26 protein-coding genes and 1 pseudogene are annotated in these 22,645 nt (G+C 61.1%); 16 read left to right on the top strand and 11 right to left on the bottom strand.

The annotated features are described in order from the left end of the window. From OIU37_RS32255 to OIU37_RS32245, 3 genes and pseudogenes are all read left to right on the top strand, one after another. A pseudogene (locus OIU37_RS32255) lies at nucleotides 1–459 on the top strand (sugar ABC transporter permease); the annotation flags it as partial. Nucleotides 460–483: 24 nt separating this feature from the next. Next, nucleotides 484–1,212, top strand: a complete 729-nt coding sequence (locus OIU37_RS32250) for an SDR family oxidoreductase (protein WP_264259849.1) — start codon at nucleotides 484–486, stop codon at nucleotides 1,210–1,212. A 43-nt stretch (nucleotides 1,213–1,255) separates the two neighbouring features. Continuing rightward, nucleotides 1,256–2,020 (top strand): SDR family NAD(P)-dependent oxidoreductase, encoded by a 765-nt coding sequence (locus tag OIU37_RS32245; protein ID WP_264259848.1) that lies wholly within the window; start codon nucleotides 1,256–1,258, stop codon nucleotides 2,018–2,020. Nucleotides 2,021–2,108: 88 nt separating this feature from the next. Here the strand turns inward: OIU37_RS32245 and OIU37_RS32240 are convergent, their stop codons facing one another. The 3 genes from OIU37_RS32240 to rapA2 form a co-directional block, all read right to left on the bottom strand. Beyond that, complete coding sequence (locus OIU37_RS32240; RefSeq protein WP_264259854.1) at nucleotides 2,109–3,398, bottom strand: helix-turn-helix transcriptional regulator; 1,290 nt, start codon at nucleotides 3,396–3,398, stop codon at nucleotides 2,109–2,111. A gap of 85 nt (nucleotides 3,399–3,483) precedes the next feature. Next, nucleotides 3,484–3,672, bottom strand: a complete 189-nt coding sequence (locus OIU37_RS32235; RefSeq protein WP_168312985.1) for a hypothetical protein — start codon at nucleotides 3,670–3,672, stop codon at nucleotides 3,484–3,486. Between the two features lie 190 nt (nucleotides 3,673–3,862). Further along, nucleotides 3,863–4,576 carry a calcium-binding lectin RapA2 gene (gene rapA2 / locus OIU37_RS32230; RefSeq protein ID WP_168312984.1) on the bottom strand — a complete coding sequence of 238 codons (714 nt, stop codon included), beginning with the start codon at nucleotides 4,574–4,576 and terminating at the stop codon, nucleotides 3,863–3,865. 450 nt (nucleotides 4,577–5,026) lie between these two features. On the opposite strand from rapA2, the gene OIU37_RS32225 reads away from it, so the two are divergent. The 4 genes from OIU37_RS32225 to OIU37_RS32210 all read left to right on the top strand — a co-directional run bounded on the left by OIU37_RS32225 (nucleotide 5,027) and on the right by OIU37_RS32210 (nucleotide 6,297). Further along, nucleotides 5,027–5,179 (top strand): hypothetical protein, encoded by a 153-nt coding sequence (locus OIU37_RS32225; RefSeq protein WP_168312983.1) that lies wholly within the window; start codon nucleotides 5,027–5,029, stop codon nucleotides 5,177–5,179. A 40-nt stretch (nucleotides 5,180–5,219) separates the two neighbouring features. Continuing rightward, nucleotides 5,220–5,453 (top strand): 30S ribosomal protein S21, encoded by a 234-nt coding sequence (rpsU, locus tag OIU37_RS32220; RefSeq protein WP_264259847.1) that lies wholly within the window; start codon nucleotides 5,220–5,222, stop codon nucleotides 5,451–5,453. 62 nt (nucleotides 5,454–5,515) lie between these two features. Continuing rightward, nucleotides 5,516–5,710 (top strand): hypothetical protein, encoded by a 195-nt coding sequence (locus OIU37_RS32215; protein WP_168312981.1) that lies wholly within the window; start codon nucleotides 5,516–5,518, stop codon nucleotides 5,708–5,710. Between the two features lie 107 nt (nucleotides 5,711–5,817). Beyond that, entirely contained in the window at nucleotides 5,818–6,297 is a 480-nt protein-coding gene (locus tag OIU37_RS32210; protein WP_264259846.1) for a pyridoxamine 5'-phosphate oxidase family protein, read from the top strand. A gap of 113 nt (nucleotides 6,298–6,410) precedes the next feature. Here the strand turns inward: OIU37_RS32210 and OIU37_RS32205 are convergent, their stop codons facing one another. Further along, nucleotides 6,411–7,319, bottom strand: coding sequence for a LysR family transcriptional regulator (locus OIU37_RS32205; RefSeq protein WP_264259845.1), 909 nt, complete (start codon nucleotides 7,317–7,319; stop codon nucleotides 6,411–6,413). 107 nt (nucleotides 7,320–7,426) lie between these two features. Here OIU37_RS32205 and OIU37_RS32200 point away from each other — a divergent pair, with 107 nt between their 5' ends. Continuing rightward, nucleotides 7,427–8,302 carry an aldo/keto reductase family oxidoreductase gene (locus OIU37_RS32200; RefSeq protein WP_264259844.1) on the top strand — a complete coding sequence of 292 codons (876 nt, stop codon included), beginning with the start codon at nucleotides 7,427–7,429 and terminating at the stop codon, nucleotides 8,300–8,302. Between the two features lie 184 nt (nucleotides 8,303–8,486). On the opposite strand, the gene ppk2 is transcribed toward OIU37_RS32200, so the two are convergent. The 7 genes from ppk2 to OIU37_RS32165 form a co-directional block, all read right to left on the bottom strand. After that, on the bottom strand, nucleotides 8,487–9,401 hold the full coding sequence (gene ppk2 / locus OIU37_RS32195; RefSeq protein ID WP_264259843.1) for a polyphosphate kinase 2: 915 nt from the start codon (nucleotides 9,399–9,401) through the stop codon (nucleotides 8,487–8,489). Between the two features lie 110 nt (nucleotides 9,402–9,511). Further along, entirely contained in the window at nucleotides 9,512–11,164 is a 1,653-nt protein-coding gene (locus tag OIU37_RS32190) for a GMC oxidoreductase (protein WP_264259842.1), read from the bottom strand. Between the two features lie 83 nt (nucleotides 11,165–11,247). Further along, on the bottom strand, nucleotides 11,248–12,330 hold the full coding sequence (locus tag OIU37_RS32185; RefSeq protein WP_264259841.1) for an ABC transporter ATP-binding protein: 1,083 nt from the start codon (nucleotides 12,328–12,330) through the stop codon (nucleotides 11,248–11,250). 7 nt (nucleotides 12,331–12,337) lie between these two features. Beyond that, complete coding sequence (locus OIU37_RS32180; protein ID WP_180697168.1) at nucleotides 12,338–13,222, bottom strand: carbohydrate ABC transporter permease; 885 nt, start codon at nucleotides 13,220–13,222, stop codon at nucleotides 12,338–12,340. Then, complete coding sequence (locus OIU37_RS32175) at nucleotides 13,222–14,109, bottom strand: carbohydrate ABC transporter permease (protein ID WP_264259840.1); 888 nt, start codon at nucleotides 14,107–14,109, stop codon at nucleotides 13,222–13,224. The genes OIU37_RS32180 and OIU37_RS32175 overlap by 1 nt, the downstream gene beginning before the upstream one ends. Nucleotides 14,110–14,211: 102 nt before the next feature. Beyond that, nucleotides 14,212–15,444: an ABC transporter substrate-binding protein gene (locus OIU37_RS32170; protein ID WP_264259839.1), complete on the bottom strand. Its 1,233-nt coding sequence runs from the start codon at nucleotides 15,442–15,444 to the stop codon at nucleotides 14,212–14,214. A gap of 60 nt (nucleotides 15,445–15,504) precedes the next feature. Continuing rightward, nucleotides 15,505–16,458, bottom strand: coding sequence for a sugar phosphate isomerase/epimerase (locus tag OIU37_RS32165; protein ID WP_264259838.1), 954 nt, complete (start codon nucleotides 16,456–16,458; stop codon nucleotides 15,505–15,507). A gap of 222 nt (nucleotides 16,459–16,680) precedes the next feature. Here OIU37_RS32165 and OIU37_RS32160 point away from each other — a divergent pair, with 222 nt between their 5' ends. From OIU37_RS32160 to OIU37_RS32125, 8 genes are all read left to right on the top strand, one after another. Continuing rightward, nucleotides 16,681–17,751, top strand: coding sequence for a LacI family DNA-binding transcriptional regulator (locus OIU37_RS32160; protein WP_240605081.1), 1,071 nt, complete (start codon nucleotides 16,681–16,683; stop codon nucleotides 17,749–17,751). A 208-nt stretch (nucleotides 17,752–17,959) separates the two neighbouring features. Then, entirely contained in the window at nucleotides 17,960–18,238 is a 279-nt protein-coding gene (locus tag OIU37_RS32155) for a CopG family ribbon-helix-helix protein (RefSeq protein WP_264259837.1), read from the top strand. Beyond that, on the top strand, nucleotides 18,226–18,516 hold the full coding sequence (locus tag OIU37_RS32150) for a type II toxin-antitoxin system RelE/ParE family toxin (protein ID WP_129421247.1): 291 nt from the start codon (nucleotides 18,226–18,228) through the stop codon (nucleotides 18,514–18,516). Before OIU37_RS32155 ends, OIU37_RS32150 begins: the two co-directional genes overlap by 13 nt. A gap of 161 nt (nucleotides 18,517–18,677) precedes the next feature. Further along, a complete protein-coding gene (locus OIU37_RS32145; protein ID WP_264259836.1) occupies nucleotides 18,678–19,121 on the top strand; it encodes an acetyl-CoA carboxylase biotin carboxyl carrier protein subunit in 444 nt (147 codons plus the stop codon). Continuing rightward, nucleotides 19,121–20,506 (top strand): acetyl-CoA carboxylase biotin carboxylase subunit, encoded by a 1,386-nt coding sequence (accC, locus tag OIU37_RS32140; RefSeq protein ID WP_264259835.1) that lies wholly within the window; start codon nucleotides 19,121–19,123, stop codon nucleotides 20,504–20,506. The genes OIU37_RS32145 and accC overlap by 1 nt, the downstream gene beginning before the upstream one ends. Further along, nucleotides 20,503–20,940, top strand: coding sequence for an acetyl-CoA carboxylase (locus tag OIU37_RS32135; RefSeq protein WP_264259834.1), 438 nt, complete (start codon nucleotides 20,503–20,505; stop codon nucleotides 20,938–20,940). Before accC ends, OIU37_RS32135 begins: the two co-directional genes overlap by 4 nt. Beyond that, nucleotides 20,937–21,644: a 5-oxoprolinase subunit PxpB gene (gene pxpB / locus OIU37_RS32130; protein ID WP_180697161.1), complete on the top strand. Its 708-nt coding sequence runs from the start codon at nucleotides 20,937–20,939 to the stop codon at nucleotides 21,642–21,644. The genes OIU37_RS32135 and pxpB overlap by 4 nt, the downstream gene beginning before the upstream one ends. Continuing rightward, entirely contained in the window at nucleotides 21,641–22,636 is a 996-nt protein-coding gene (locus OIU37_RS32125; protein WP_264259833.1) for a biotin-dependent carboxyltransferase family protein, read from the top strand. The genes pxpB and OIU37_RS32125 overlap by 4 nt, the downstream gene beginning before the upstream one ends. Nucleotides 22,637–22,645 lie beyond the last annotated feature (9 nt).

Here is a 22,645-nt window from a genome sequence, read left to right as displayed (position 1 = left end):
GTCGGGCTCGTCGCCGCCATGAACTATGCGCTGACGCGCACGAAATGGGGGCGCTCCATGCATGCCGTCGGCGGCAACAGGGAGGCTGCCCGCCGCTCCGGCATCAACGTCTCGCGCATCTATACGAGCGCCTTCGTCATGTGTGCCCTGCTTGCGGCAACCGGCGGAGTGCTCTCGGCCGCGCGTCTGGCGACGGCAAGTCAGCAGGCCGGTACGGGCGACGTCAATCTCAACGCTATTGCGGCGGCTGTCATCGGCGGTACGAGCCTCTTCGGCGGGCGCGGCAGTGCCTATTCAGCCCTTCTCGGCATCATCGTCATCCAGTCGATCGCCAGCGGGCTGACGCTTCTCGATCTGTCGTCATCGCTTCGATACATGATCACCGGCGCTGTCCTTGCCGTCGCCGTCATCGTCGACTCGCTGGCACGCCGATCGCGGATTTCGCACGGCCGAGCCTAAAGCAACCGAAAGTAGAGGAAGAAAATGGGACAGGATCTGTCTGGAAAAGTCGCGGCCGTCACCGGGGCGGCGTCGGGTATCGGCCTTGAATGCGCCAAGACCATGCTTGCCGCGGGCGCTCGGGTCGTGCTGGTCGACCGAAATGAAGACGCCTTGAAGGAAATCTGCTCGACACTCGACGCCAAAGCCATTCCCTTGGTCATCGATCTCACCGATCCGAAAAGCGTTGAAGGGATGATGCCGCAAATTCTCGAAAAAGCGGGCCAGCTGGATATCTTCCACGCCAATGCCGGCTCTTACATCGGCGGTGAGGTATTGGGTGGCGACCCCGATGCCTGGGACCGGATGCTCAATCTGAACATCAACGCCGCATTCCGTTCGGTGCATGCCGTTCTGCCGCATATGGTCGAGCGCAAGACCGGCGATATCATCCTGACGAGTTCCGTTGCCGGCATGATCCCGGTCGTCTGGGAGCCGATCTACACCGCCTCGAAACATGCGGTCCAGGCATTCGTCCATACGCTGAGGCGGCAGGTGGCCAAGCATGGATTGCGCGTCGGCGCCGTCGCTCCCGGCCCCGTGGTCACCGCCCTTCTCAGCGACTGGCCGCAGGAGAAGCTGGATGACGCGCTCGCCGCGGGCGGCCTGATGGAGGCGAACGAAGTGGCCGAAGCCGTGCTTTTCATGCTGACGCGCCCACGCAACATTACTATCCGCGATCTCGTTATCCTGCCGCAGAGTGCCGACATCTGACGAAAGTGCGATCGCCTTCAACAACCGCCGGGAGGAAACGGACATGATCTTCGACAGATTTCGCCTGAACGGACAGGTGGCGTTGATCACCGGCGGCACGCGCGGCATCGGGCTTGCCATCGCCGAGGCGCTCGGCGAGGCGGGCGCCAAGATCATCATCACCGGACGAAGCCGTAATACAGCGGCGGAAGACCGACTTTCCAAGGCCGGCGTCGATTGTGATTTCATCGCCGCCGACCTGATGAAGGAAAGCTCTGCCGACGAACTCGTCACTGAGACCCTTTCACGAGCAGGACGGCTCGACATCCTCGTCAACAATGCCGGCATCGCCATTCATGGCGACAGCGGCGAGTTTTCCGATGCCATCTGGCGCGAGATCATGACCGTCAATGTCGACGCCGTCTTTTGTGCCTGCCGCGCCGCATTAGCACCGATGCGGCGCCAAGGCGGCGGCGCCATCCTCAATATCGGCTCGATATCGGGCATCGTGTCCAACATTCCCCAGAACCAGGTCGCCTATAATACCTCCAAGGCGGCGGTCCACATGATGACGAAAAGCCTCGCCAGCGAAGTTGCCGCCGAGAATATCCGCGTCAACGCCATCGCGCCGGGCTATATCGAGACCGATCTGTCGCGCGGCGGCATCGACAATCCCGACTGGTTCCCGACCTGGCGCAACATGACCCCGATGGGACGCGTCGGGCAGCCGGAGGAAGTGGCGGGTGCCGCATTGTTCCTCTGCTCCGCGGCGGCGAGTTATGTCACCGGCGAAGTGCTGGTGATCGACGGCGGTTATACGACGCGGTGAGACGCGAACACCAGATTGGGGGGAGGGTGGCTCGCAGCCGCTTGGCGTCCTTTGCGGCTCTCGAAAAGACGCGCGGCGCTGTAGAAATTTACGATTGCCGCGGACGGCTCTTTCCATTCGTGCGGGACGGCGTCACCGGCCTGTTTCCGGCGATCGGGATCGAGGCAATCAGCCTGGCGAGAGCCGCCTGGGATCGCACCCCCGTTTTGCCAAAGCATCGGCCGGTGTGGGTTTTTACCGTGTTGGACGAAATTCCAAGAACCCGGGCAATCTCGGGCAGATTCATTCCGCTGCCGATCAGTGCGGCGACCCGGGTTTCGGCTTCGGTCAGGCCAAAGATGTGTTGCAGTTGCTGCGCTTGCCGACGCGTCTTCGCTCCCGGATCGACGATATGAATGAGCACGCGCGCTCCGCTATCAACCGCATCCCATATCGAAACCGCTGTCGGTGCAAGCGGCGTGATCATCACCAGATAAGGCGGCAAACCCGATGGCCGAGAGATCGACAATGTCCCGTCGAAGGGCGTGTCTTCGCCATCGGCTATCAGCAAAGCCTGACGAATGGCGTTCACTAGGCGGGTGGATGTCTTCGAAATATGGGCGGCAAGCGAGGGCCTCTCGGATCGGCTGAGAAAAATGCCGTCGGCTTGCTTGAGCAGTGTTTCGGCTGCCGCATTCAAGAGAAGGACGGCACCCCGACTATCGATCAGCACGGCCGCATCCGCGATTGCATCGATCAGCTGTTGCGGCAATTCGGGTGCGCGGGCGATCCGATTTACCTGAAAGGAAAGATCGATCGCCCGCGCCATATGCGGGCTCAGCCGCTCTAACCGCGCTGCCGCCTCCGCGGCGTGCTCGTCTTGCTGACGAGACAGGAACAGAGCGACACCGCCGATACCTCCACGCTCGTGCAGGCTCGCATGCGGCAGGAAAAGCTGATTGAAGATGTTTTGAGGCTCGCAGATATCGGCGTAGAACGCGGAATGCCTTACGGCCTTTGCATCTATCAACCTGTTGCCGACAGCAATCTCGCCCGGCTTTACCTTCTCGAAGGCGCGGGCATAGGGGTTGCCCGTGTAATGCTGAAGATAGAGCGCATTCAAATCTTCACGCATGCGGCCGGGGATCAAAAAGCTGCCGCGGCCATCGGGCGCCTGATAGACAATATTTCCGGCGACCGCGCCGACATAATCAACGATCGCGCACAGCGTATCCGGCCATAATTCTGAACGGACCGCCGCCTGATAGACAGCATCAACGATATCGACATGATCCATATCAGCGCCGCTCGTTTTCACGATGATGGTTCCGCCAAATGCAACGATCGCACCCTTTCGATTACTGCCTAAATGTGTGAGAGGCAAGATAGCGAGCGTCACCCGATCAGGCGATATCTTGCGCCGTTCGTTCACCGAATGACTTACCGGGATTTGTCAGAACATCGTTGAAGAAATGGAGGCGGCCTCATCTGAACCTTGGCGCGCGCTTGGCATTGTGAAGCAATTCGGAAGCGGTCGCGAACGGCCCGAAGAGTTTGAGCAGCAGCGCTTGTTCCTCGGCATCTATGCGGTGACGAGCGCAGAACTCCGTCACGGACCAGACTTTCGTCAGATCGTCTGTTTCGACTTGCCTGGCTTCGATGTGTTCGGTCACGGCGTGTCCTCCGAAGATCAAGACTACGCCACGCCGGCATTTATAAGAACTAGCTAAAAAGTATTATACTGCTTTGCAGACCATCGGAATATCATCGGCTCCCGGCGGACTTGCGTCAATCAGGCGGATATACGAAGACGCCCGCCGATTGCGCGGCGGGCGTAGTGTCTCATTGATCTATAACTGCTGATCAAACAAGAGCGTCGGTGCTGCCGGTGATATTGAGCGTCAGAACGCCAACATCGGTGTGGCCTTCGCCGTCGGAGATCTTGTAGTACTGGACGGTTTCCGTGACGGTCTGGCCAGCGGCCAGGTCATCCGTCAGCTCATAGGTGAATTCGCCATTCGGCTTGACGTGGAAGACGCCATAGTCGCCGACGATGTCGGTAACAGCGTCGGGGCCGCTCTTGGCGCTGACATTCGTGCCGTCGAACTGGCGAAGGAAGAGGTGACCATTGTCGCCGGCAATGTCATTGTCCAGAACGTTGCCGCCGATAGCGTCGCCTTCGGTGAAGCTGTAGTGGTCGTCAACAGCGATCGGCTTTACCTGGGTTACGCCCTGGATGTTCAGGGTGAACAGGCCGACGTCGGTGTGACCGCTGCCGTCGGAGATCTTGTAGGAAACCTTCTCCTGGAACGATTCACCGTTGGCGAAACCGATCTTGGCGGCGTCGCTCAGGACATAGGTGTAGCTGCCGTCCGGCTTGACGAAGAAGGTGCCGTAATCGCCCTGGATTTCGGTAACCTGGCTGTTGCCCTGCTTGGCACCAACGCTCTGCTGGTCAAATGCGCGCAGGAACAGGTGGCCGTTGTCGGAGGAATCGTTGGAAAGCAGATTTCCGGAAATAACGTCGGTTTCTTTAAATGTTGCACTATCATCAGTTGCATGTATCAGCGAAGCCATTGGCTCTCTCCTAAATGTTTATTGGCGGGTCAATTTCGACCTCAGCGAGCGGCTCCTTTAACAACCTATTAATACTACAAGTCAATGGTCTATTTAACAGAAGGTTAATTTCGGTGGCGGTCTTCGCGTTGCTTCCATTCCGGCGGAATAATGTCACACTCGCGCAAAATTGAAGAAAATTTTGGAAAAACTATACCCGGATAACTTGAATAAAATGGCGCGGAGTATATCTGAAGGCGATTGGCGATGCCCGAGCCACGTCCGGGCTATCACGTTGCAATTGTGCTCGCCGAGCCTTATGTTGCTGATGTACCCGATCCAAGCGGAAATCTAAGCCGTTGCCGGCTGCTGATTGACACGCTTATGCATCGGCGCGCGCCTTAAGGCTGCGTGATGGGCAATCCCACAAACAATCGATAACGCCGGCCAAGGTCGGCAAAGGATTTCTTTTTGAACAACACACATACAGCCACCGCGGTTGCGGCGGCGAATCCGCGTGAGGATGGCGAGGCTGTCCGCAATGCTCCCAGGAACTGGAAGCCGTTTCCATGCCTTCTCACCCGCCGCGAATTGCAGGCTCTGATCGCCGAGCAGCTCGGCTGAGCGGCGATCGGGCCACCGTCCCAAACAAGGAGAACTCTAAATGCAGGTACTCGTCAGAGACAACAATGTCGACCAAGCGCTCAGAGTCTTGAAAAAGAAAATGCAGCGCGAAGGGCTGTTCCGCGAAATGAAGGAACGGCGCGCCTATGAGAAGCCGTCCGAACGGCGCGTCAGGGAAAAGGCGCAGGCGATCAGCCGTCGCAAGGCTGCACGCAAGCAGATGCAGCGTGAAGGCCTGCTGCCCGGTCCGAAGCGGGCGGTGGCCGCCCGTTAGCAGCTTTATCCTCACCAGCCTTCCCGGGCTTTGACGGTTACATTCCCCTGAAAGGACAGACAATGGACGAACTCAATAGCCTCACCGTTTCGGAAGAACGCCTCGAGGATTGCCGCGATATCGTGGAGCCGGATCTGCAGGATCTGATTCAACGCGCTCTGACATCGGGCTTTTCCCGGGAGGAGGTTCTCATCGCCGTCAGCGAACTGGTCGCCGAGGACTTCGCAATGGTCATGAAAACCCCAAGCGTCCATTGATCGACGCCTGCCTCGATCATCTTAGGAATCGGCTCATTAGACCGGCCGACTGGGAACATCGGCGTCGGTAGACGGTTACTTCGTCTCTTGCACAGATGGAGATGACGATGGCCAATCAAGACGACGCGACACGGGTATGGGAGTTGATCGACAAGATCGGGTTTTGCATGCTGACGACCCGCAGCGGCGACGATCTGCGAGCCCGCCCGATGTCCGCCTATACCGCGCAGCTCGAGAATGCGATCTATTTTCTGACGGATGTCAGCAGTCACAAGGACGATGAAATCACTTGCTGGCCAAACGTGTGCCTCGCCTTTGCCGACACCAAGGGACAGAAATATGTTTCCGTATCAGGGACGGCCGAGGTGCAAAACGACCGGGAGAGAATCAGGGAATTATGGGCGACGCCGGCAAAGGCGTGGTGGGACAATCCCGACGATCCTTCCATCCGCATCCTCAAGATGACGCCGGCCTCAGCCGAATATTGGGACAGCCCGGGCACGATCATCAGCTATATCAAGATGGCGGCGGCAGCAGTCTCGAACACCAAACCGGATATGGGCGACAATGCCGAGGTCAAGCTTTAACGCATCGTCAGCCATTAAGGCCGCTTACTGCGCCGCATCTTTTAGACGTTCAAAGGATGTTGTAACACTTTGAATTGCTGCATCATTTTAGCTTATCGATTCCGCCTAAGGAATTATGCAGTAGCCGATGCCTTGACAAAGTCGATGAATGCACGGAGCGGCGCCGGCACCAGCCGACGCCCGGGATAGTAGAGGAACGGCCCGGAGAAGCGTTGCCACCACGGTTCGAGGATGGGCTCGAGCGCGCCACTGTCGATATGCGGGCGCAGCCAGTCCTCGAAGAGGCAGACGATCCCTGTTCCTGATATCGCTGCATCGACGGCCAAATCGGTCGCTCCGCCGACCCGCACGATCAGCGGCCCCGTCGGATCGACCCGCACGATCTCGCCATCGCGCTCGAACTCCCACGGCGCCGTCATCGCACCGCTGGCAAAGCGACCCAACAGACAGGCATGGCCGAGCAGCTCGCTCGGATGTTGCGGCCGGCCACGGCGATCGAGGTAGTCGGGGGAGGCTGCGATGGCAAAGCGCTGGACGCGTGGCCCGATCGGTATTGCGATCATATCCTGCTCCAACCGCTCGTCATAGCGGATTCCGGCGTCGCAGCCCGCCGCGATCACGTCGACAAAGCTCTCGTCGGTGACCACCTCCAGCCGAATATCGGGATAGGCGGCGAGGAATGGTGGAACGATGGCGGGCAGAACCAGCCGCGCCGCGCTGACCGGCACATTGAGGCGCAAGGCGCCGGCCGGCCTGTCGCGAAATCCGTTGACGACGTCGAGGGCAGACTCCACCTCGCTCAAAGCAGGGCCGAGCCGCTCCAGCAGGCCCTTGCCCGCTTCGGTCGGGACGACGCTGCGTGTCGTCCGGTTGAGCAGCCTGACGCCGAGCTGGCCCTCCAGGCGACGCACCGCTTCGCTGAGGAAGGAGGCGCTGCTGCCACTGACGCGCGCGCCTTCGCGAAAACCGCCGGCACGCGCCACGGCAACGAAGGCATTGAGATCACCCAGATCCGCTTTCACTGTTCGCCACTCCGCACAGCCTGTGCGGATTGTATCCAATTTTCACGCGTGCCGACAATGCTTATCTTGGGCCTATCTTGGCGTCATCTCTTGAAAGGAATTAGGTCATGCCCACTATCGATCAGTCCGGGACGTTCAACCTCGGCGGCCGCAGCGTGAAGCGGCTTGGCTATGGCGCCATGCAGCTTGCCGGGCCCGGCGTGTTTGGCCCGCCCAAAGATCATGGCGCGGCTTTGGCCGTGCTGCGAGAGGCGGTCTCGAGCGGCGTAAACCACATCGACACCAGCGACTTCTATGGCCCGCACGTCACCAACCAGATCATCCGCGAAGCGCTGCATCCCTATCGCGACGATCTCGTCATCGTCACCAAGATCGGCGCCCGGCGCGGCACGGACGGATCGTGGATGCCGGCCTTCTCGCGTGAAGAACTGACCGCGGCAGTGCACGACAATCTCCGCAATCTCGGCCTCGATGTGCTTGATGTCGTCAATCTCAGGATCATGTTCGACGTGCACGGCCCGGCCGAAGGGTCGATCGAAGCGCCCCTGACGGTGCTCGCCGATCTCCAGCGGCAAGGCCTGGTCCGTCACATCGGGCTGAGCAACGTCACATCCAAACAGATCACTGAGGGGCGTGGGATCACCGAGATCGTCTGCGTGCAGAACCAGTACAATCTGGCGCACCGGGCCGACGACAGGCTGATCGATGACCTCGCGCGCGACGGCACCGCCTATGTCCCGTTCTTTCCGCTCGGCGGGTTCACCCCGCTGCAGTCATCCACCCTCTCCGATGTCGCCGCACGCCTTGGTGCCACGCCCATGCAGGTGGCGCTCGCCTGGCTGCTGCATCGCGCGGAAAATATCCTGCTGATCCCCGGCACCTCTTCCGTCGGCCATCTCAGGGAAAATCTCGCCGCCACCCGGCTGGTGCTGCCGGATGAGGCTCTCAAGCGGTTGGACGGCGTGGCTGGCAGCGCCGCCTGAGGTAATCCGAAATCGCCGGCGCGACGTCATGCCGTCAACGCGTGCTCAGGCTTTCGCCCAGCTGCAGGCTGATGACTTCCTTTGGCGGACCGAGAGGTCGCAGGCCTTCGCCGTCCATGTAAAGAACCCTGTCGGCGGCGGCGATGGTTTCCTGCCGGTGAGCGACGACGATGCATGCTATAATTCAATAGCGCTCCGGCACATACATTTCAGGCGGAACCGGCGCCCTGTTGTAATCGGCGTTACGGATGCGGTCCGGCAACTGGATCTCCGGTTTGGGAACATCCTCGTAAGGGATCTGCTCCAGAAGATGGGCGATGCAATTCAAACGCGCCCGTTTCTTGTCTACGGCCTGTACCACCCACCAGGGTGCCTCCTCCGTGTGGGTACGCGCCAGCATTTCTTCCTTGGCTTTGGTGTACTCCTCCCAATGGATACGGCTTTCCATATCCATCGGTGACAGCTTCCATTGCTTCAGCGGATCGTGGATACGCATATTGAAGCGGAACTCCTGCTCCTCGTCGGTGATCGAAAACCAGTATTTGATCAGCACGATTCCGGAGCGGACCAGCATGCGTTCGAATTCAGGCACCGAGCGAAAGAACTCCTCGAGTTCATCGGGGGTGCAGAACCCCATCACGCGCTCGACACCGGCGCGATTATACCAGCTTCGGTCGAAGAGCACGATCTCGCCACCGGTCGGAAGATGCGGGACATAACGCTGAAAATACCATTGATGGCGTTCCCGCTCGGTAGGGGCGGGCAGCGCGACCGTCCGGCAGACGCGCGGATTGAGCCGCTGGGTCACGCGCTTGATCGCGCCTCCCTTGCCCGCCGAATCCCGGCCTTCGAATAGCACCACCACCTTCAGCTTCTTATGCTGGACCCAATCCTGCAGCCGCACCAGTTCGTGCTGCAAGCGGAAAAGCTCCCGGAAGTAGATCTTTCGCTCGAGCGTCTGCTCCGCCGGTTCCGACATTCCTTCGGCGACCAGATCGTCCAGCCGGTCCTCCTCCATCTGCATTTCCAGCTCTTCATCGAAGCTGTCAGCGATTTCGGCCTTTATGCGGCTGAGTTGGTCCTGAGGTGTTCGCGACATGGGTTTCCCTTCCTGCTTTCGTTGACAGGAGCATGTCAGTGCGAAGTTTATATGACGACCACTGATCGAAGGCTGAAACGGTTTACCCAGGTCTCGCGTTCCAAGCGAGGCTACAGCCGTCCCGTCCGGTATTGGTCGACAAGATTCCGGCAGGCGCGGATCGTCAGAGCCATGACGGTGAGCGTGGTGCCGGCGATGCCGCTGCCGGGGAAGGCGCTGGCGTCGGTAACGATGAGGTTCGGGACATCCCAGACCTGGTTGTAGGGGTTGAGCACCGAAGCCTCAGGGGTTTCGCCCATGCGCGCGCCGCCCGTCTCGTGGATTGCCGCGCCCATGCACATGGTCTTGCGGAACCATTTACGGAACATAAAGCGGCTGAAGGCGTCGGCTTCGGGAAAGGCGCCTTTGCCCATTTCCTTGAGCCCGGTGGGCGACCCGATAAATTCGAGGTCGCCGCCAATCTCCTTGATCATGGCGATCAACGTCTCCTCCTGCCTTCTGAGCAGCGCCTGCTCCTCCTCCTGCATGACGCAGCGGATATGCGGCACGGGAATGTTCCAGGCATCCCTACGCCTGACATCGAGCGTGATGCGGTTGTCGGCATAGGGCAGCATGCGGCCGAAACCGAAGAAGGCGAGACGCGCATCGGTCTCCCCGGAGACCGGCGCCCGGCCGACGCTTCCCTGGTAGTCGAAATCACCGCGGGCGGCGTCGCCCTCGCCGAAGCGGGGAATGAAGACCCCGCCCGACGGATTGTAAAACGGATCGGTCGGCGCGGAATCGTCCGCCGCCCAGCCCTTCGCCTTGGAAAAGGAGCCGAAGGCGAGGCACGGCAGCTGGTCCATGAAATATCGGCCGAGAACGCCCGAGCTGTTGCCGAGCCCATCAGGATGTTTCGCCGAAGCCGAATTCAAGAGCAGCCGCACGCTCTCTATCGGCGAGGCCGAAAGCACCACTGTCGCGGCGCGCGCGGTCGATACCTCGCCCGTGTTGCGATCGATGAACTCAGCGCCGGTGGCGCGGCCGGTTTTCTCATCCGTGGTGATACGACGAACGACGGCGTCGTAACGGACTGTCAGCTGGCCGGTCGCCTGAGCGTCTCGTAGCGGTCGCGGCATGCGGTCGGCGTCCGGCGCGATGTAGCGCCAGGAGACGACGTGCCTTTCCGGCCAGCGGTTTTCGACCGCCTGCTTGAAGATCTGTTCGGCGGGCGTCAGGCTTGCCGGCTTCGCATAGACGCCGTCCGGCAACGTGGCCACGTTGTCCTTGTTGCCGTAGAGCCCGAGATAGGTCTCGACTTCGTCGTAGAACGGCGCCAGTTCTTCATAGCAGACCGGCCAGTCCACACCCTTTCCGGCGCGTGAGCGGATCTTGAAATCGTCGTCGGTCCAGCGCAGCAGCACCCGGCCGAAACTGTGGAGGCGCCCACCGCCCTGGCGGCCTCGGATCCAGAGGAAGGGCTCGCCCTTCGGCGTCGTATAGGGGTTCTTGCGATCGTTGACGAAGAAGTGGCTGAAGCGCTCGGTGAAAAACGCCGCGCGCGCCTGGATCGGTTGACCCTTGAGGGTGGCCCGCGCGCGCTCCCAGATATTGATGCTGCTTGCCGGCGCCTTCTTGCGCGCGGGATCGAAATCCTTCGGCCCGACGGCGGGCCCGGCCTCGAGCAGCAGCACCGACAGCCCTTGGGCTGTCAGTTCTTTGACCGCAAAGGAACCCGCCGCGCCGGAGCCGATCACCAGCGCATCATAGACGATCTCAGACATGTCTTTTCAAATCCTGTCCTGGAGCAATCCTCAAAACGGCGCGAAACGCACCCGGAATTGCGGGAAAACAAAGGGATGGTGCGTCACAGCCGCGATCCGTCAGCGCCGAAGAGGGACGCCCTGGCGATATCGAGCCCGGGAGCCAGAGCATCGCCAGGCTGCAGGGTGACATCGCCCATGAGCCGGAGCGAAAGGCTCTGGTCTGCCCAGTCGAACCAGACGACCGCGTCCGAACCCATCGGCTCGACGACGGAAACGCGACCGGGAATGGTGGGCAGGCCGCTGGTGGCGCCATCGAGCACAAGGTGTTCCGGGCGAAAGCCGAGCGTTGCCGGTCCTTCCGCTGCGTCCGCCCGGAAGGAATAACCGGAGAGATCGACAGTGAGCTCCTTGCTCCGGAAGACCAGCGCGCCGTTGCCGCGCTCGATCCGGCCCTCGATGAAATTCATCGCCGGAGCGCCGATGAAGCCGGCAACGAAGAGATTGGCCGGGCGGCGGTAGATCTCGGCCGGCGAGGCAAGCTGCTGGATCACGCCGTCGCGCATGATGGCGATGCGGTCGGCAAGGGTCAGGGCCTCGACCTGGTCGTGGGTGACGTAGATCATCGTATTGCCGAGGCGCTGGTGCAGCTTCTTGATCTCGACGCGCAATTCGTTGCGCAGCTTGGCATCGAGGTTCGACAGCGGTTCGTCGAACAGGAAGACATCCACTTCGCGCACCAGCGCCCGGCCGATGGCGACGCGCTGGCGCTGGCCGCCCGATAATTCGGCAGGACGCCGGTCGAGCAGCTTGTCGAGCTGGAGGAGCGCGGCGGTGCGGGCGACACGGGCCTCGATTTCGGCCTTCGGCAGACCGGCGACGCGAAGTCCGAAGGAGAGGTTCCTGCGGACCGACATACGCGGATAGAGCGCGTAGGATTGGAAGACCATGCCGATGCCGCGGTCCTTCGGCTCCTCCCAGCTGACGTTCTTGCCCGAGATCCAGACCTCGCCGGCGGTGATATCCTGGAGACCGGCAATGGCGTTCAAAAGCGTGGACTTGCCGCAGCCGGAAGGGCCGAGCAGCACCAGGAACTCTCGCGGCGCGATGTCGATCGACATCTTCTCGATCACCGTATGGTCACCATAGGCGATCTTCAGGTCCTTGACGGAGACGGCAGATTGCATGGAAGCGTTACCCCTTGACTGCGCCGGCCGCGATGCCGCGCACGAACCAGCGGCCGGACAGGAAATAGATGGCAAGCGGAACGATGGCGGTCAGGATCGTCGCCGCCATGTTCACGTTGTAGGTTCGCTCGCCCATCGTGGTGTTGACGATATTGTTGAGCTGCACGGTCATTGGCAGGTTGTCGCGCCCGGCAAAGACGAGACCGAGCAGGAAGTCGTTCCAGATGCCGGTGAACTGCAGCATGGCGACCACCACGACCATCGGCACGGCAATCGGCAGCATGATCTCGAAAAAGATGCGCCAGAAGCCCGCGCCGTCGACGCGCGCCGCTTTGCACAGCTCCTCCGGCACGCTGACGAAATAGTTGCGGAAGAGCAGCGTCACCAGCGGCAGGCCGAAGATGACATGCACGAGAATGATACCGGCGAGCGAATTATAGAGATCGATATTCGCCATCGCCCGGACCATCGGATAGAGGAAGATCTGGTAGGGGATGAGGCCGCCGGCCATCAGCAGGCCGAAGAGCAGGTTTGCCCCGCGCGGCCGCCAGAGCGACAACGCATAGCCATTGACGGCGCCGATGAAGACCGACAGCGCGACCGAGGGAAGGGTGATCGCCACCGAATTCCAGAAGCCGCTGCGAATGCCGACGCAGACGGTTCCCATGCAGGCGCCCGACCAGGCGGTCGCCCAGGCAGAAAAATCGAACGTGGCCGGCAGGGCAAAGATCTGTCCGAGCCGGATTTCGTCCATGGACTTCAGCGAGGTGACGACCATGGTGTAGAGCGGCAGAAGGAAGAAAAGTGCGGCGACGACAAGGAAGGCATAGAGGCCGATGCGTCCGGCGGTGATCTGTGCCGGCTTCGGGCCGTTTGGATGCGGACGGGCCATCACGCGGCTCCCTTTGCTCTGTCGCGCATGTGCAGGGCGTAACGGAACGGCGCTACTGCGATGATCACGCCGAGGACAAGCACCGTCGCACCTGCTGTCGCGAGGCCGAGGTTCTGGCGCCCGAACAGATTGTCCATGATGAATTTCGCCGGCACCTCTGTCGCATTGCCGGGACCGCCATTGGTCATGGCGACGACGATGTCATAGGTCTTGATCACGCCCATGGCGAGCAGCATGCCGGCCGCGGCCAGCGCCGGCCCGAGCTGGGGCAGGATGATCGAGACATAGATGCGCCAGACGGGAATGCCGTCGATCCGCGCCGCCTTCCATTGCTCGGCCTCGATGCCGCGCATGCCGGCAAGCGCAATGACCATGACGAGCCCCGCGCCCTGCCACACGCCGGCAAGCACCAGTGCATAGATCGCCATGTCGCGATTGACCACCCAGTCGAGGACGAAGCTTTCCCAGCCGAGCGAACGCACGCTTGCCTGGATGCCGAGCGTCGGATTGAGCATCCATTGCCAGATCAGCCCGGTCACCACGAAGGACATGGCGTAGGGATAGAGGAATATGGTCCTGAAGGCGCTTTCGAAGCGGATCTTACGATCCAGCGCCGCCGCCAGCAGAGAGCCCAGCAGCAAACAACCTGCGACGTAGAGGACGCCAAAGATCAACACGTTTTGCAGCGAGGCCAGCCACTTGGCGGAAGAGAAGAGTTTCGAATATTGCGCGAAGCCGACATAGGTCGAGGACGGAAAAAGCGTCGAATTGGTGAAGGACAGGCGGATCGACCAAGCCATGGTGCCGATGAAGACCACGACCGCGACGAACCATGTCGGCAGCAGCGCGATGGTGGCAGAGAGATTGGGCTTGCGTTTGATGGACATCGGCCAGCTCGTTGACGGAGTGGAAGCAGGGCGCGCGCCGCCGCACGAGGCGGCAGCCGGCAGCCGTGGCGTCGACATCAGGCCGACGCCAAGGGTACTATGCTACTCGAAGATGGCGAAGAAATTCTCGGCCGCGGGGGCCGCATCATTCGAGCCGCCGCTCCAGTACTCGTCGACGAAGTCGTCGAGTGCGCCGACCTGCTGGGGCGTCAGCACGATCGCCTGATCCGGCACGATCGCACCCGCGGCCATCAGCTCGACACCCTTCTGGGCGCAGGCGTCCAGCTTGGACTTGTCGAGGTCGGCGCGCATCGGAACCGAGCCCTTCTTGAGGGCGAATTCGACCTGGATAGCCGGATCCATGACGACTTCGGCGAGAAGTTTCTGGGCCTTGTCGGTCTCGGCCTTGCCGGTCTTGGGGAACCAGAGGGCATCGGCGATGTAGACCATGCCCTTCGACTCCGGAACGATCATGCAACCATAGTCCTTGCCCGGCTCCTTGCCGGCAACGGTGAATTCGCCCTTGGCCCAGTCGCCCATGAACTGCACGCCGGCCTTGGCGGTGATCAGCATGGCGGTCGCATCGTTCCAGTTGCGGCCGGCGGCACCGGCATCGACATAACCGCGCAGCTTGCCGAGGATTTCCAGGGTCTTCTTCACACCCTCGACGGATGCCTGGCTCTTGTCCTTATCGACATAGATCTTCAGGAAGCCGTCGATCCCGACCTGCGAGAGCAGGATCATGTTGAAGACCTTGGTCTGCTGCCAGGGCTGGCCACCCCAGGCGACCGGAACCATGCCGGCAGCCTTCAGCTTGTCGAGATCGGCAAAGAGTTCGTCCCAGGTCTGGGGCTCTTGCGAAATGCCGGCCTTCTCGAAGGCTTCCTTCGAATAGAAGAGCCAGCTTTCGCCATGGGCGCCGGTCGGCGCGAGATAGACCTTGCCGTCATAGGAGATGAGATCATGGATCGATTTCGGCAGGGCGTCGGCCCATTTGCCGGCGGCGGCCACGTCGTCGATCGGATTGAACAGGCCCTGGTTGATGAAATCGGCGGCACCAAGGCCGATGACGCCCTGCTTGGCGCCGGGCGCGTCACCGGCGACGATACGGTTCTGGAAGGCGGCATCGGCCGCACCGAAGCCGGCGATCGAGGAATCCTTCCAGACGCCGCCGCGCTTTTCGAACTCGGTCTTGATGACGTTGAGGGCCGCCGCTTCGCCGCCCGACGTCCAGGACGACATGATCTCGATCGTCGGCTTGTCCTCAGCATGCGCCGAAGCGGATAGGCCGACGATTGCTGCGCCGGCAAGAAAAAGCTTCATCATGTTCTTCATTGTTCCACCTCTTGAAAATGCCCTCTTTGCGGGGCGTTTTTGTTGTCTTAGGAATGACAGTCAGCGATAGATTGGCAGGAGCGCCTGCCGGACGAGCGTGAGCCCGTTGGCGATGTCGCGGACGGGATCGGGCGCGGCATCGAGTTCGAGGATCGCCCAGCCTTCAAAGGCCCGGTCGCGCAGCAGCCGGATCCAGGCCGGCCAATCGACCCGTCCGAGGCCGAAGCTGCAGAAATAGGGCTGGTGACGTTCATGGATATGTTTGTCGATCGGCGTGTCGGCGGGCATGGGGCCGATCGCATCCTTCCAGTGGGCGATGATCATGCGCTCGTGATGGCGATCGACGAGCTGGACGGGATCGGAGCCGGCAACGATAATATGGGCCGTGTCCGGGCACATGTGCACATAGGCCGGATCAGTGAGCAGCATCATCAGATCGACGTCGCGCGCGGCGGCAAAGGTCGAGTGCGCCTCGGTGTGCAGCGCAAGCCGCACGCCCCTGGCATAGAGGGTCGCGCCGAGCCGGTTCAGGAAATCGGCGATCACCTTGGCGCGGTCGAAATCATGGAACTGCACCGGCTGGGCGCCGAGCGTCTGGCGCAAGGGCGCGCCGATCACCATGATGTCGCTGCCGCAGGCTTTCAGGAAGTCGGCATAGCGTTCCGCCTTGTCGATCAGCGCGCGCTGGGCCTCGGGCTCGGCGAAGTCGCCGGCCGCCTCCAGTTCCGCGAAGAAGCCGCTGCACAGCGTCAGGCCGCGTCTTGTCAGCTCGGCTGCGAAGGCGTCGACGGAACCGTAGGTCTTGATCGCGTCCTGCCAGTTGAAGGGAGAGAAGGTCAGCTCGACGCCGGTCACGCCGGAGGCCTGGACGCTGTCGAGAATCTTGTCCCAGAAGGCGCGGGGCTCGGCACGGGCATAACCGACGATCGCATCATGGCTGTCGACGCCCCAAAAGCCGGGATGGAAGAATGTCACGAGATCGACGCCGAAGCGCAGCCTGTCGCCAGTAGCCATAACCTGTCCATTTCTCGAGGCATGACCTACCCGCGTGCGGAAGAGCCGTTCCGCATCCAATAAGCCATGGATTTTCAATGCATTAAGAAATGGCAATCGTTTGCCATGGCTAGATAATAGCCAAGCCGGTTTTTTAAGCAAGCGGTTTTTGGCAAACGTTTGCTATAAATCGCCGCCTGCCTTAGAGTTGCAATTCGAAACATCCGGGAGAATGAAGTAAACATGAACAAAAACAAGGATGTGGTCGGAGAGGAGCCATCGGGCGCGTTGATGGCCGATGTGGCGCGGCTCGCTGGCGTTGCGATATCAACAGTCAGCCGGGCGCTCGCCAATCCCAGACGGGTCAACGAGAAGACGCGCGCCAAGATCAATGCCGCGGCCAGGCAACTGGGCTACACGCCGAACGCCATGGCGCGCGGCCTCAGGGTCGGCAAATCCAACATCATCATGATCATCCTGCCGGGATCGCTCTACTATGGTGCTTCCCAGGTCATTCCGCAGGTGCTGCAGAGTATCAATAAATCGCTGATCCAGGGCGGCTACAACCTGATGATCGCCAACCTCGATCGCGACGAGATTTCCGAACGGCACATTCTCGACCTCGCCTTCGGCGGCAGCGTGCGCGGAGCCATCATCCTGTCGTCAAAGCTTCCGGAGGTCGACGGGCGCTCGCTGGCAAATTCCGGCCTGCCGATCGTGTCGATGCTGCTCGACATGAGCGATGCCGGCCTGCAAAGCGTCGTGACCAACGACCGCGAAGCCGTGCGCGACGTCACGGCCGAACTGATCCGATTGGGTCATCGGCGGTTCTTCTATCTTGCGGGGCCTGAAGGCAATTATCACGATGTCGAGCGTTATGGCGGCGTGCTCGAGGCGCTTGAGGCGGCAGGATTGTCCGAGGGCTCGGTGCATCGCTCGGGTGGTCATCTCGATTATCAGCACGGCTTCGACATTGGTGTCCAGGCGGCGGATGATTTCGCCGAGTTGACTGAGAAACCGACAGCCGTCATCGCGACCAGCGATGACATGGCCATTTCTTTTGTCAGCCGTATCCAGCGGACGGGCCTCAGCATTCCCGGTGACTTGTCCGTCGTCTCCTTCGACGGCTCCCCCGTCTGCGAATTCTGCTCTCCGCCGCTCTCGACTATTAAGCAGCCGGTGGAAGAGATGGGGCGCGCGGCGGTGGATCTCCTGCTCGACGCCATTGGCCAGAGGCAGAATACGGCGGCGGTTCGCACCGTCATCCGCAGCAGCCTGATCTTGCGGGAGAGCATCGCTGCTCCGAAGAATTGACGATGCCGGAACCGGCTACGCATAGGGGGACATGGGAACACTTGCCGCGGTCAATGATGTCACCGACCCTTTAGTTCACGGTCGGAAAGCCTCGTAACGGCCATGATCCGTCAGAAAAGCATTGTGCGTTCGTTGAACGCATTCATAGACAAACACCGCGGGTAAGCTTAAGTTAGCGCTAGGTAATACCTTTAACTAAGGAGGTCTGATGGCATCGCCAACCTCGCTCAAGCTCAATGATGAGCTAAAGGGCCGCGTTCAGCAACTGGCCGAAGCTCGCCGCCGCTCGTCCCACTGGATCATGCGTGAAGCTATTGCGCAGTATGTTGAGCGCGAAGAGAAGCGTGAGGCACTGCGACAGGAGACGCTTGACGCCTGGAATGAATTTAAAGCGACAGGACTGCATGTCACGGGCGCCGAGGTCGAAAAATGGCTTTCGACTTGGGGAACTGACGACGAGTTGTCCGCACCCGAATGCCACAAGTAGTGTTCTCCCCCGCCGCAATCCGCGACCTTGAGCGGCTCCGGGAGTTCTTACGGCTGAAAAACCCATCGGCCGCGAAGCGCGCAGCCGAAACTATCCTCAACGGCTTGAGAGTCCTCGGCGCACATCCCCATATTGGACGCCTCATCGAGGACTTGCCTGAGCAATACCGGGAGTTGCTCATCGATTTTGGAGATAGTGGATACGTCGCCCGTTATCGTATTGATGGCGACATTTTGACGATCCTCGCCGTACGGCATCAAAAGGAAGCAGGGTTCTGACACGGACGCCATCGCCGACGATAGGTTCCCGCAAGCCGATTGCGCTCCATCAAAACTTCGTCTGACCCCATCAGTCGGCGCGTCGTGCTACGAAAATCACAACGCCGGGCGATCTGAAACTTCAGCTATGCGCGGTGGAATATGAAATTCCGAGCACGCACATGGACCTCTCGAAGATCAAGACGCTGATCGACTTTGTCGGACGATCGAACATTACCGAGCTGATTGTGACTGAAAAGGACGTGACGGTTCGGATTTTCCGCACGTCGCAGGGTCAGGAGGCTGCTGCCGAGCCCCCGCAAAAGGCAGGGTCGCCCGCAAGCCTTGCCTATGATGACGGCTTCGATACGCCTTCAAGCGATGGGAAAACCTCTTATGCGGTGAAGGCACCCGTCTTCGGCGTTCTGCACCGGACCCCGGCGCCCGGGGAACCTCCATTCGTCGCAATCGGTGACGAGGTGGAGGAGGGGCAAACCCTTTTCATCATCGAGGCAATGAAGGTCTTCAACACGATCGCCGCGCCGCGGGCAGGGCGCATTACACACCTCACCGAAATCGACGACGGCGAGGTCGAGACCGGCGATCTGCTGGCGGAGATTGGCTGATGCCGGAAACGACTGAACAATCTGCGACCAGCCGCTTCGATACCGTCCTCATCGCCAATCGCGGCGAGATCGCAGCCCGAATCCAGCGCGCCTGCCGCGAGCTCGGCCTGAAGACGGTCGCCATCTGCTCCGACGCCGACAGGCAAGCGCCTTACGGCAAGACCGCAGACAGTTTTCTCTGTATCGGCCCGTCGACTGCCGCCAAGAGCTATCTCAATCAGGATGCCATCCTTCTGGCTGCGCGTCTCGCTGGCGCGGGCGCCATTCATCCGGGTTACGGTTTTCTGTCTGAAAATGCCGCCTTCGCAGACGCCGTCGAAAAGGTAGGGCTGATCTTCATTGGCCCGACCACCTCCTCGATTGCGACCATGGGCGACAAGATCTCGGCAAAACGCGCGATGATGACGGCCGGCGTCCCCTGCGTTCCCGGTCCGGACAGCGCGCTGCCCGACGACCCTGCCACGATCGAGCGCACAGCGCTGGAAATCGGATATCCTGTCATCATCAAGGCAGCCGGCGGCGGCGGCGGACGCGGCATGCGCGTCGTGCCAAGCGCCGATTTGCTCCATGAGGCAATCACACTGACGCGGGAAGAGGCCCGCAAAGCCTTCGGTTCACCCTCGCTCTACATGGAGAAATTCCTCCAGCATCCGCGCCACATCGAGATACAGGTTATTTGCGACGATCACGGCAATGCCGTGTGGCTCGGACACCGAGATTGCTCGATGCAGCGCCGCCATCAGAAAGTGGTTGAGGAGGCGCCGGCGCCGGGGATCGCACCCGACATCATCCAGCCGGTCGGTCTGGCCTGCGTGCAGGCCTGCCTTCAGATCGGTTACCGAGGCGTCGGAACTTTCGAATTCCTCTATGAGGACGGCGCCTTCTATTTCATCGAGATGAACACCCGACTTCAGGTCGAACATCCCGTCACCGAGATGACGAGCAGTGTCGATATCGTCCAGGCGCAGATAAAAGCCGCTCAGGGTCACGTTCTGGATCTCACCCAAGGCGATGTGACATGCAAAGGCCATTCCTTCGAATGCCGCATCAACGCCGAAGATCCGGAAACCTTCCTGCCGTCGGCGGGTGTCGTCACCCATCTGGCTTTGCCTGCAGGGTCAGGCATCCGCGTCGATACGCATATTCATGCCGGCTATAAGGTCTCGCCCTATTACGATTCGCTGATCGCCAAGCTGATCGTCCATGCGCCGACGCGGGCCGAAGCGATGGCAAGAATGCGCGAGGCACTTGCCGGCACCGAGGTCGAGGGGATTTCCACCAATATCCCCTTCCTGCGTACCCTGTTCGAAGATGGCGCATTCGCGCACGGCGAGACGGACATTCACTATCTCGAACAATGGCTGAAGCTGCGGAGGGCGGCATGAGCGCGATCGATTTCAGCGATCCGGCGACCATCGCATTGCTCACCGAAGCGTTGACGGCCGCCGGTGTGGACGGTCTTGAAATCTCCCGGCCGGGCGGACAGCTTCGCATCGTCGTCGCCGGAAAAGACGGCGCCCGGATCAGTTCGACCGAAGCGACGCCTCCTGCTCCCGGTTTGGCTCCCGGCTCCGCGTCGGCCGTCGTGAAGGCGCCGATGGCCGGCCGCTTCTGTGTCGAGCACCCGGCCGCCTCCGCCGCGCCGCAGAATCTGCCGCGCTCCGTATCCGATGCGGATATCGTCGGCTTTGTCGGGGTAGGGCACATCCTGCTCCCCCTTCGCGCCGGTCTTTCCGGTGTTTTGACCAGGCTGCTCGCCGAGCCCGGCGCACTGGTCGGCTTCGGCGATCCTCTGTTCGAAATCAGGCTCCCATCATGATCGTCACGACGAACAGACATGCATCGCAACGCGAAATCGTTCCGGCCACCAAAAGCCTGGCGCGGGTTTCCTCGATCGGCGCCAGATCCTTCCTGCTCGAGGCGCCAGGTGATTTCGACCTCGTCGCGCAGCGGCGGATCTGGGCTCTGTCCCAGACCGTGAAGGGCTGGCCGGACCTTGCGGAAAACATCCCCGGCATGACCAATCTGCTGGTGATCTTCAAGGAGACGCCCGAGGATCCCGATACGGTGGTCGCCCGGCTGCTGGAGGCATGGGAGAATGCCCGCAGCATCGATCTCAACGGCAAGACCATCGAGATCCCCGTCCATTATGGCGGCGAATATGCAACGGATCTTCCGGCCCTTTGCGATCTCTCGGGCTTGAGCGACCGCGAGGTCGTCCGCATCCATCATGAGGCCACCTATCGTGTCTTCGCCTTGGGCAGCGCACCGGGTTTCGGTTATCTGCATGGCCTCGATCCACGTATCTACATGCCGCGAAAGACCGTGCCGTCGCTGAAGATGCCGAAGGGCTGCGTGACCATCGGCGGCATGCAGACCGGCGTCGCCATGCTCACAGGTCCGAATGGCTGGAATTCCATCGGCTATGCGACACTTGAGATGTTCGACCCCGCGTCACCGAGCCCCGCCATGATGGCGCCGGGAGATACCGTCCGGTTCCTGCCAGCAGGAATCGAGCTATGATCGAGATCTTGGAAAGCGGCCCCTTCAACACGGTGCAGGATCTTGGCCGACCCGGCTACCGCGACATCGGCGTATCGGCAAGCGGCGCGATGGATCCGCTGGCGGTCCGGATCGGCAACATTCTCGTCGGCAATGATGAAAATGCCGCCGCGATAGAGGTGCAGACCTTCCCGTTCAGCCTCCGTTTCGAGCAGCGCGTCGTCTTTGCCGTGACTGGTGCCGACGGCAATCCTCATCTCAACGGATCGGAACTGCTTCCCTGGTGCGCCTATCTCGCAGAGCCCGGACAGGTTCTCGAACTGAAGCAGCCGCCGCGGCTCGCGCGCTCCTATATTGCGCTCGGAGGCGGGCTGGATATTCCCGTTGTCATGGGTTCGCGAAGTACGTCGCTCCGCGGCGGTTTCGGTGGCAATGCCGGCCGGCCTCTGGCGAAGGGCGATCGGATCGCGGTCGGCGAGGACGCCGAGATCGCCATGCTGCCGGCCTCTGGTCTCGCCGTCGTCGAACCGTCCGTGGCATTGCGCGATGTTTTCGGAACTCCGGTCGATGGCACGCTGCAGATCCGCGCCCTGCCGGCCGGCGAGCATGATCTTTTCGCCGGAGATGGCGAAGCCTTCTGGAGCCAGACCTGGAGGATTTCCTCCCGCAGCGACCGGACGGGCTATCGCCTGTCCGGCGAACCGATCAAGCCGACGGCGTCCATCGAGATGCGCTCTCACGGCGTCGTGCCCGGCGTGATCCAGGTTCCGCCCGGCGGCGAACCGATCGTGCAGATGAGTGATGCGAACACCGCCGGCGGCTATCCGAAGATCGCCGGCGTGATCGAATGCGACCTCTGGCGGCTCGGCCAAGCCCGCATCGGCGCCCGTCTGAAGTTCGTTCGCTCGACGCATGCGGAGGCGCGCAGGGTGGAACAGGCTGTCGCCCGCTATGTCGAGGATGTCAGGCAGACATCCCGAATGGTCAAGCGCGCCTTGAAGGCGATGACCTAATGCGTGTCG

It is taken from the genome of Rhizobium sp. BT-226 (assembly GCF_025847085.2).
In the GTDB taxonomy this organism is placed as follows: domain Bacteria; phylum Pseudomonadota; class Alphaproteobacteria; order Rhizobiales; family Rhizobiaceae; genus Rhizobium; species Rhizobium sophorae.
Note: the sequence above shows the minus strand (reverse complement) of the source record. Positions and strands in the feature narration are given on the sequence as shown.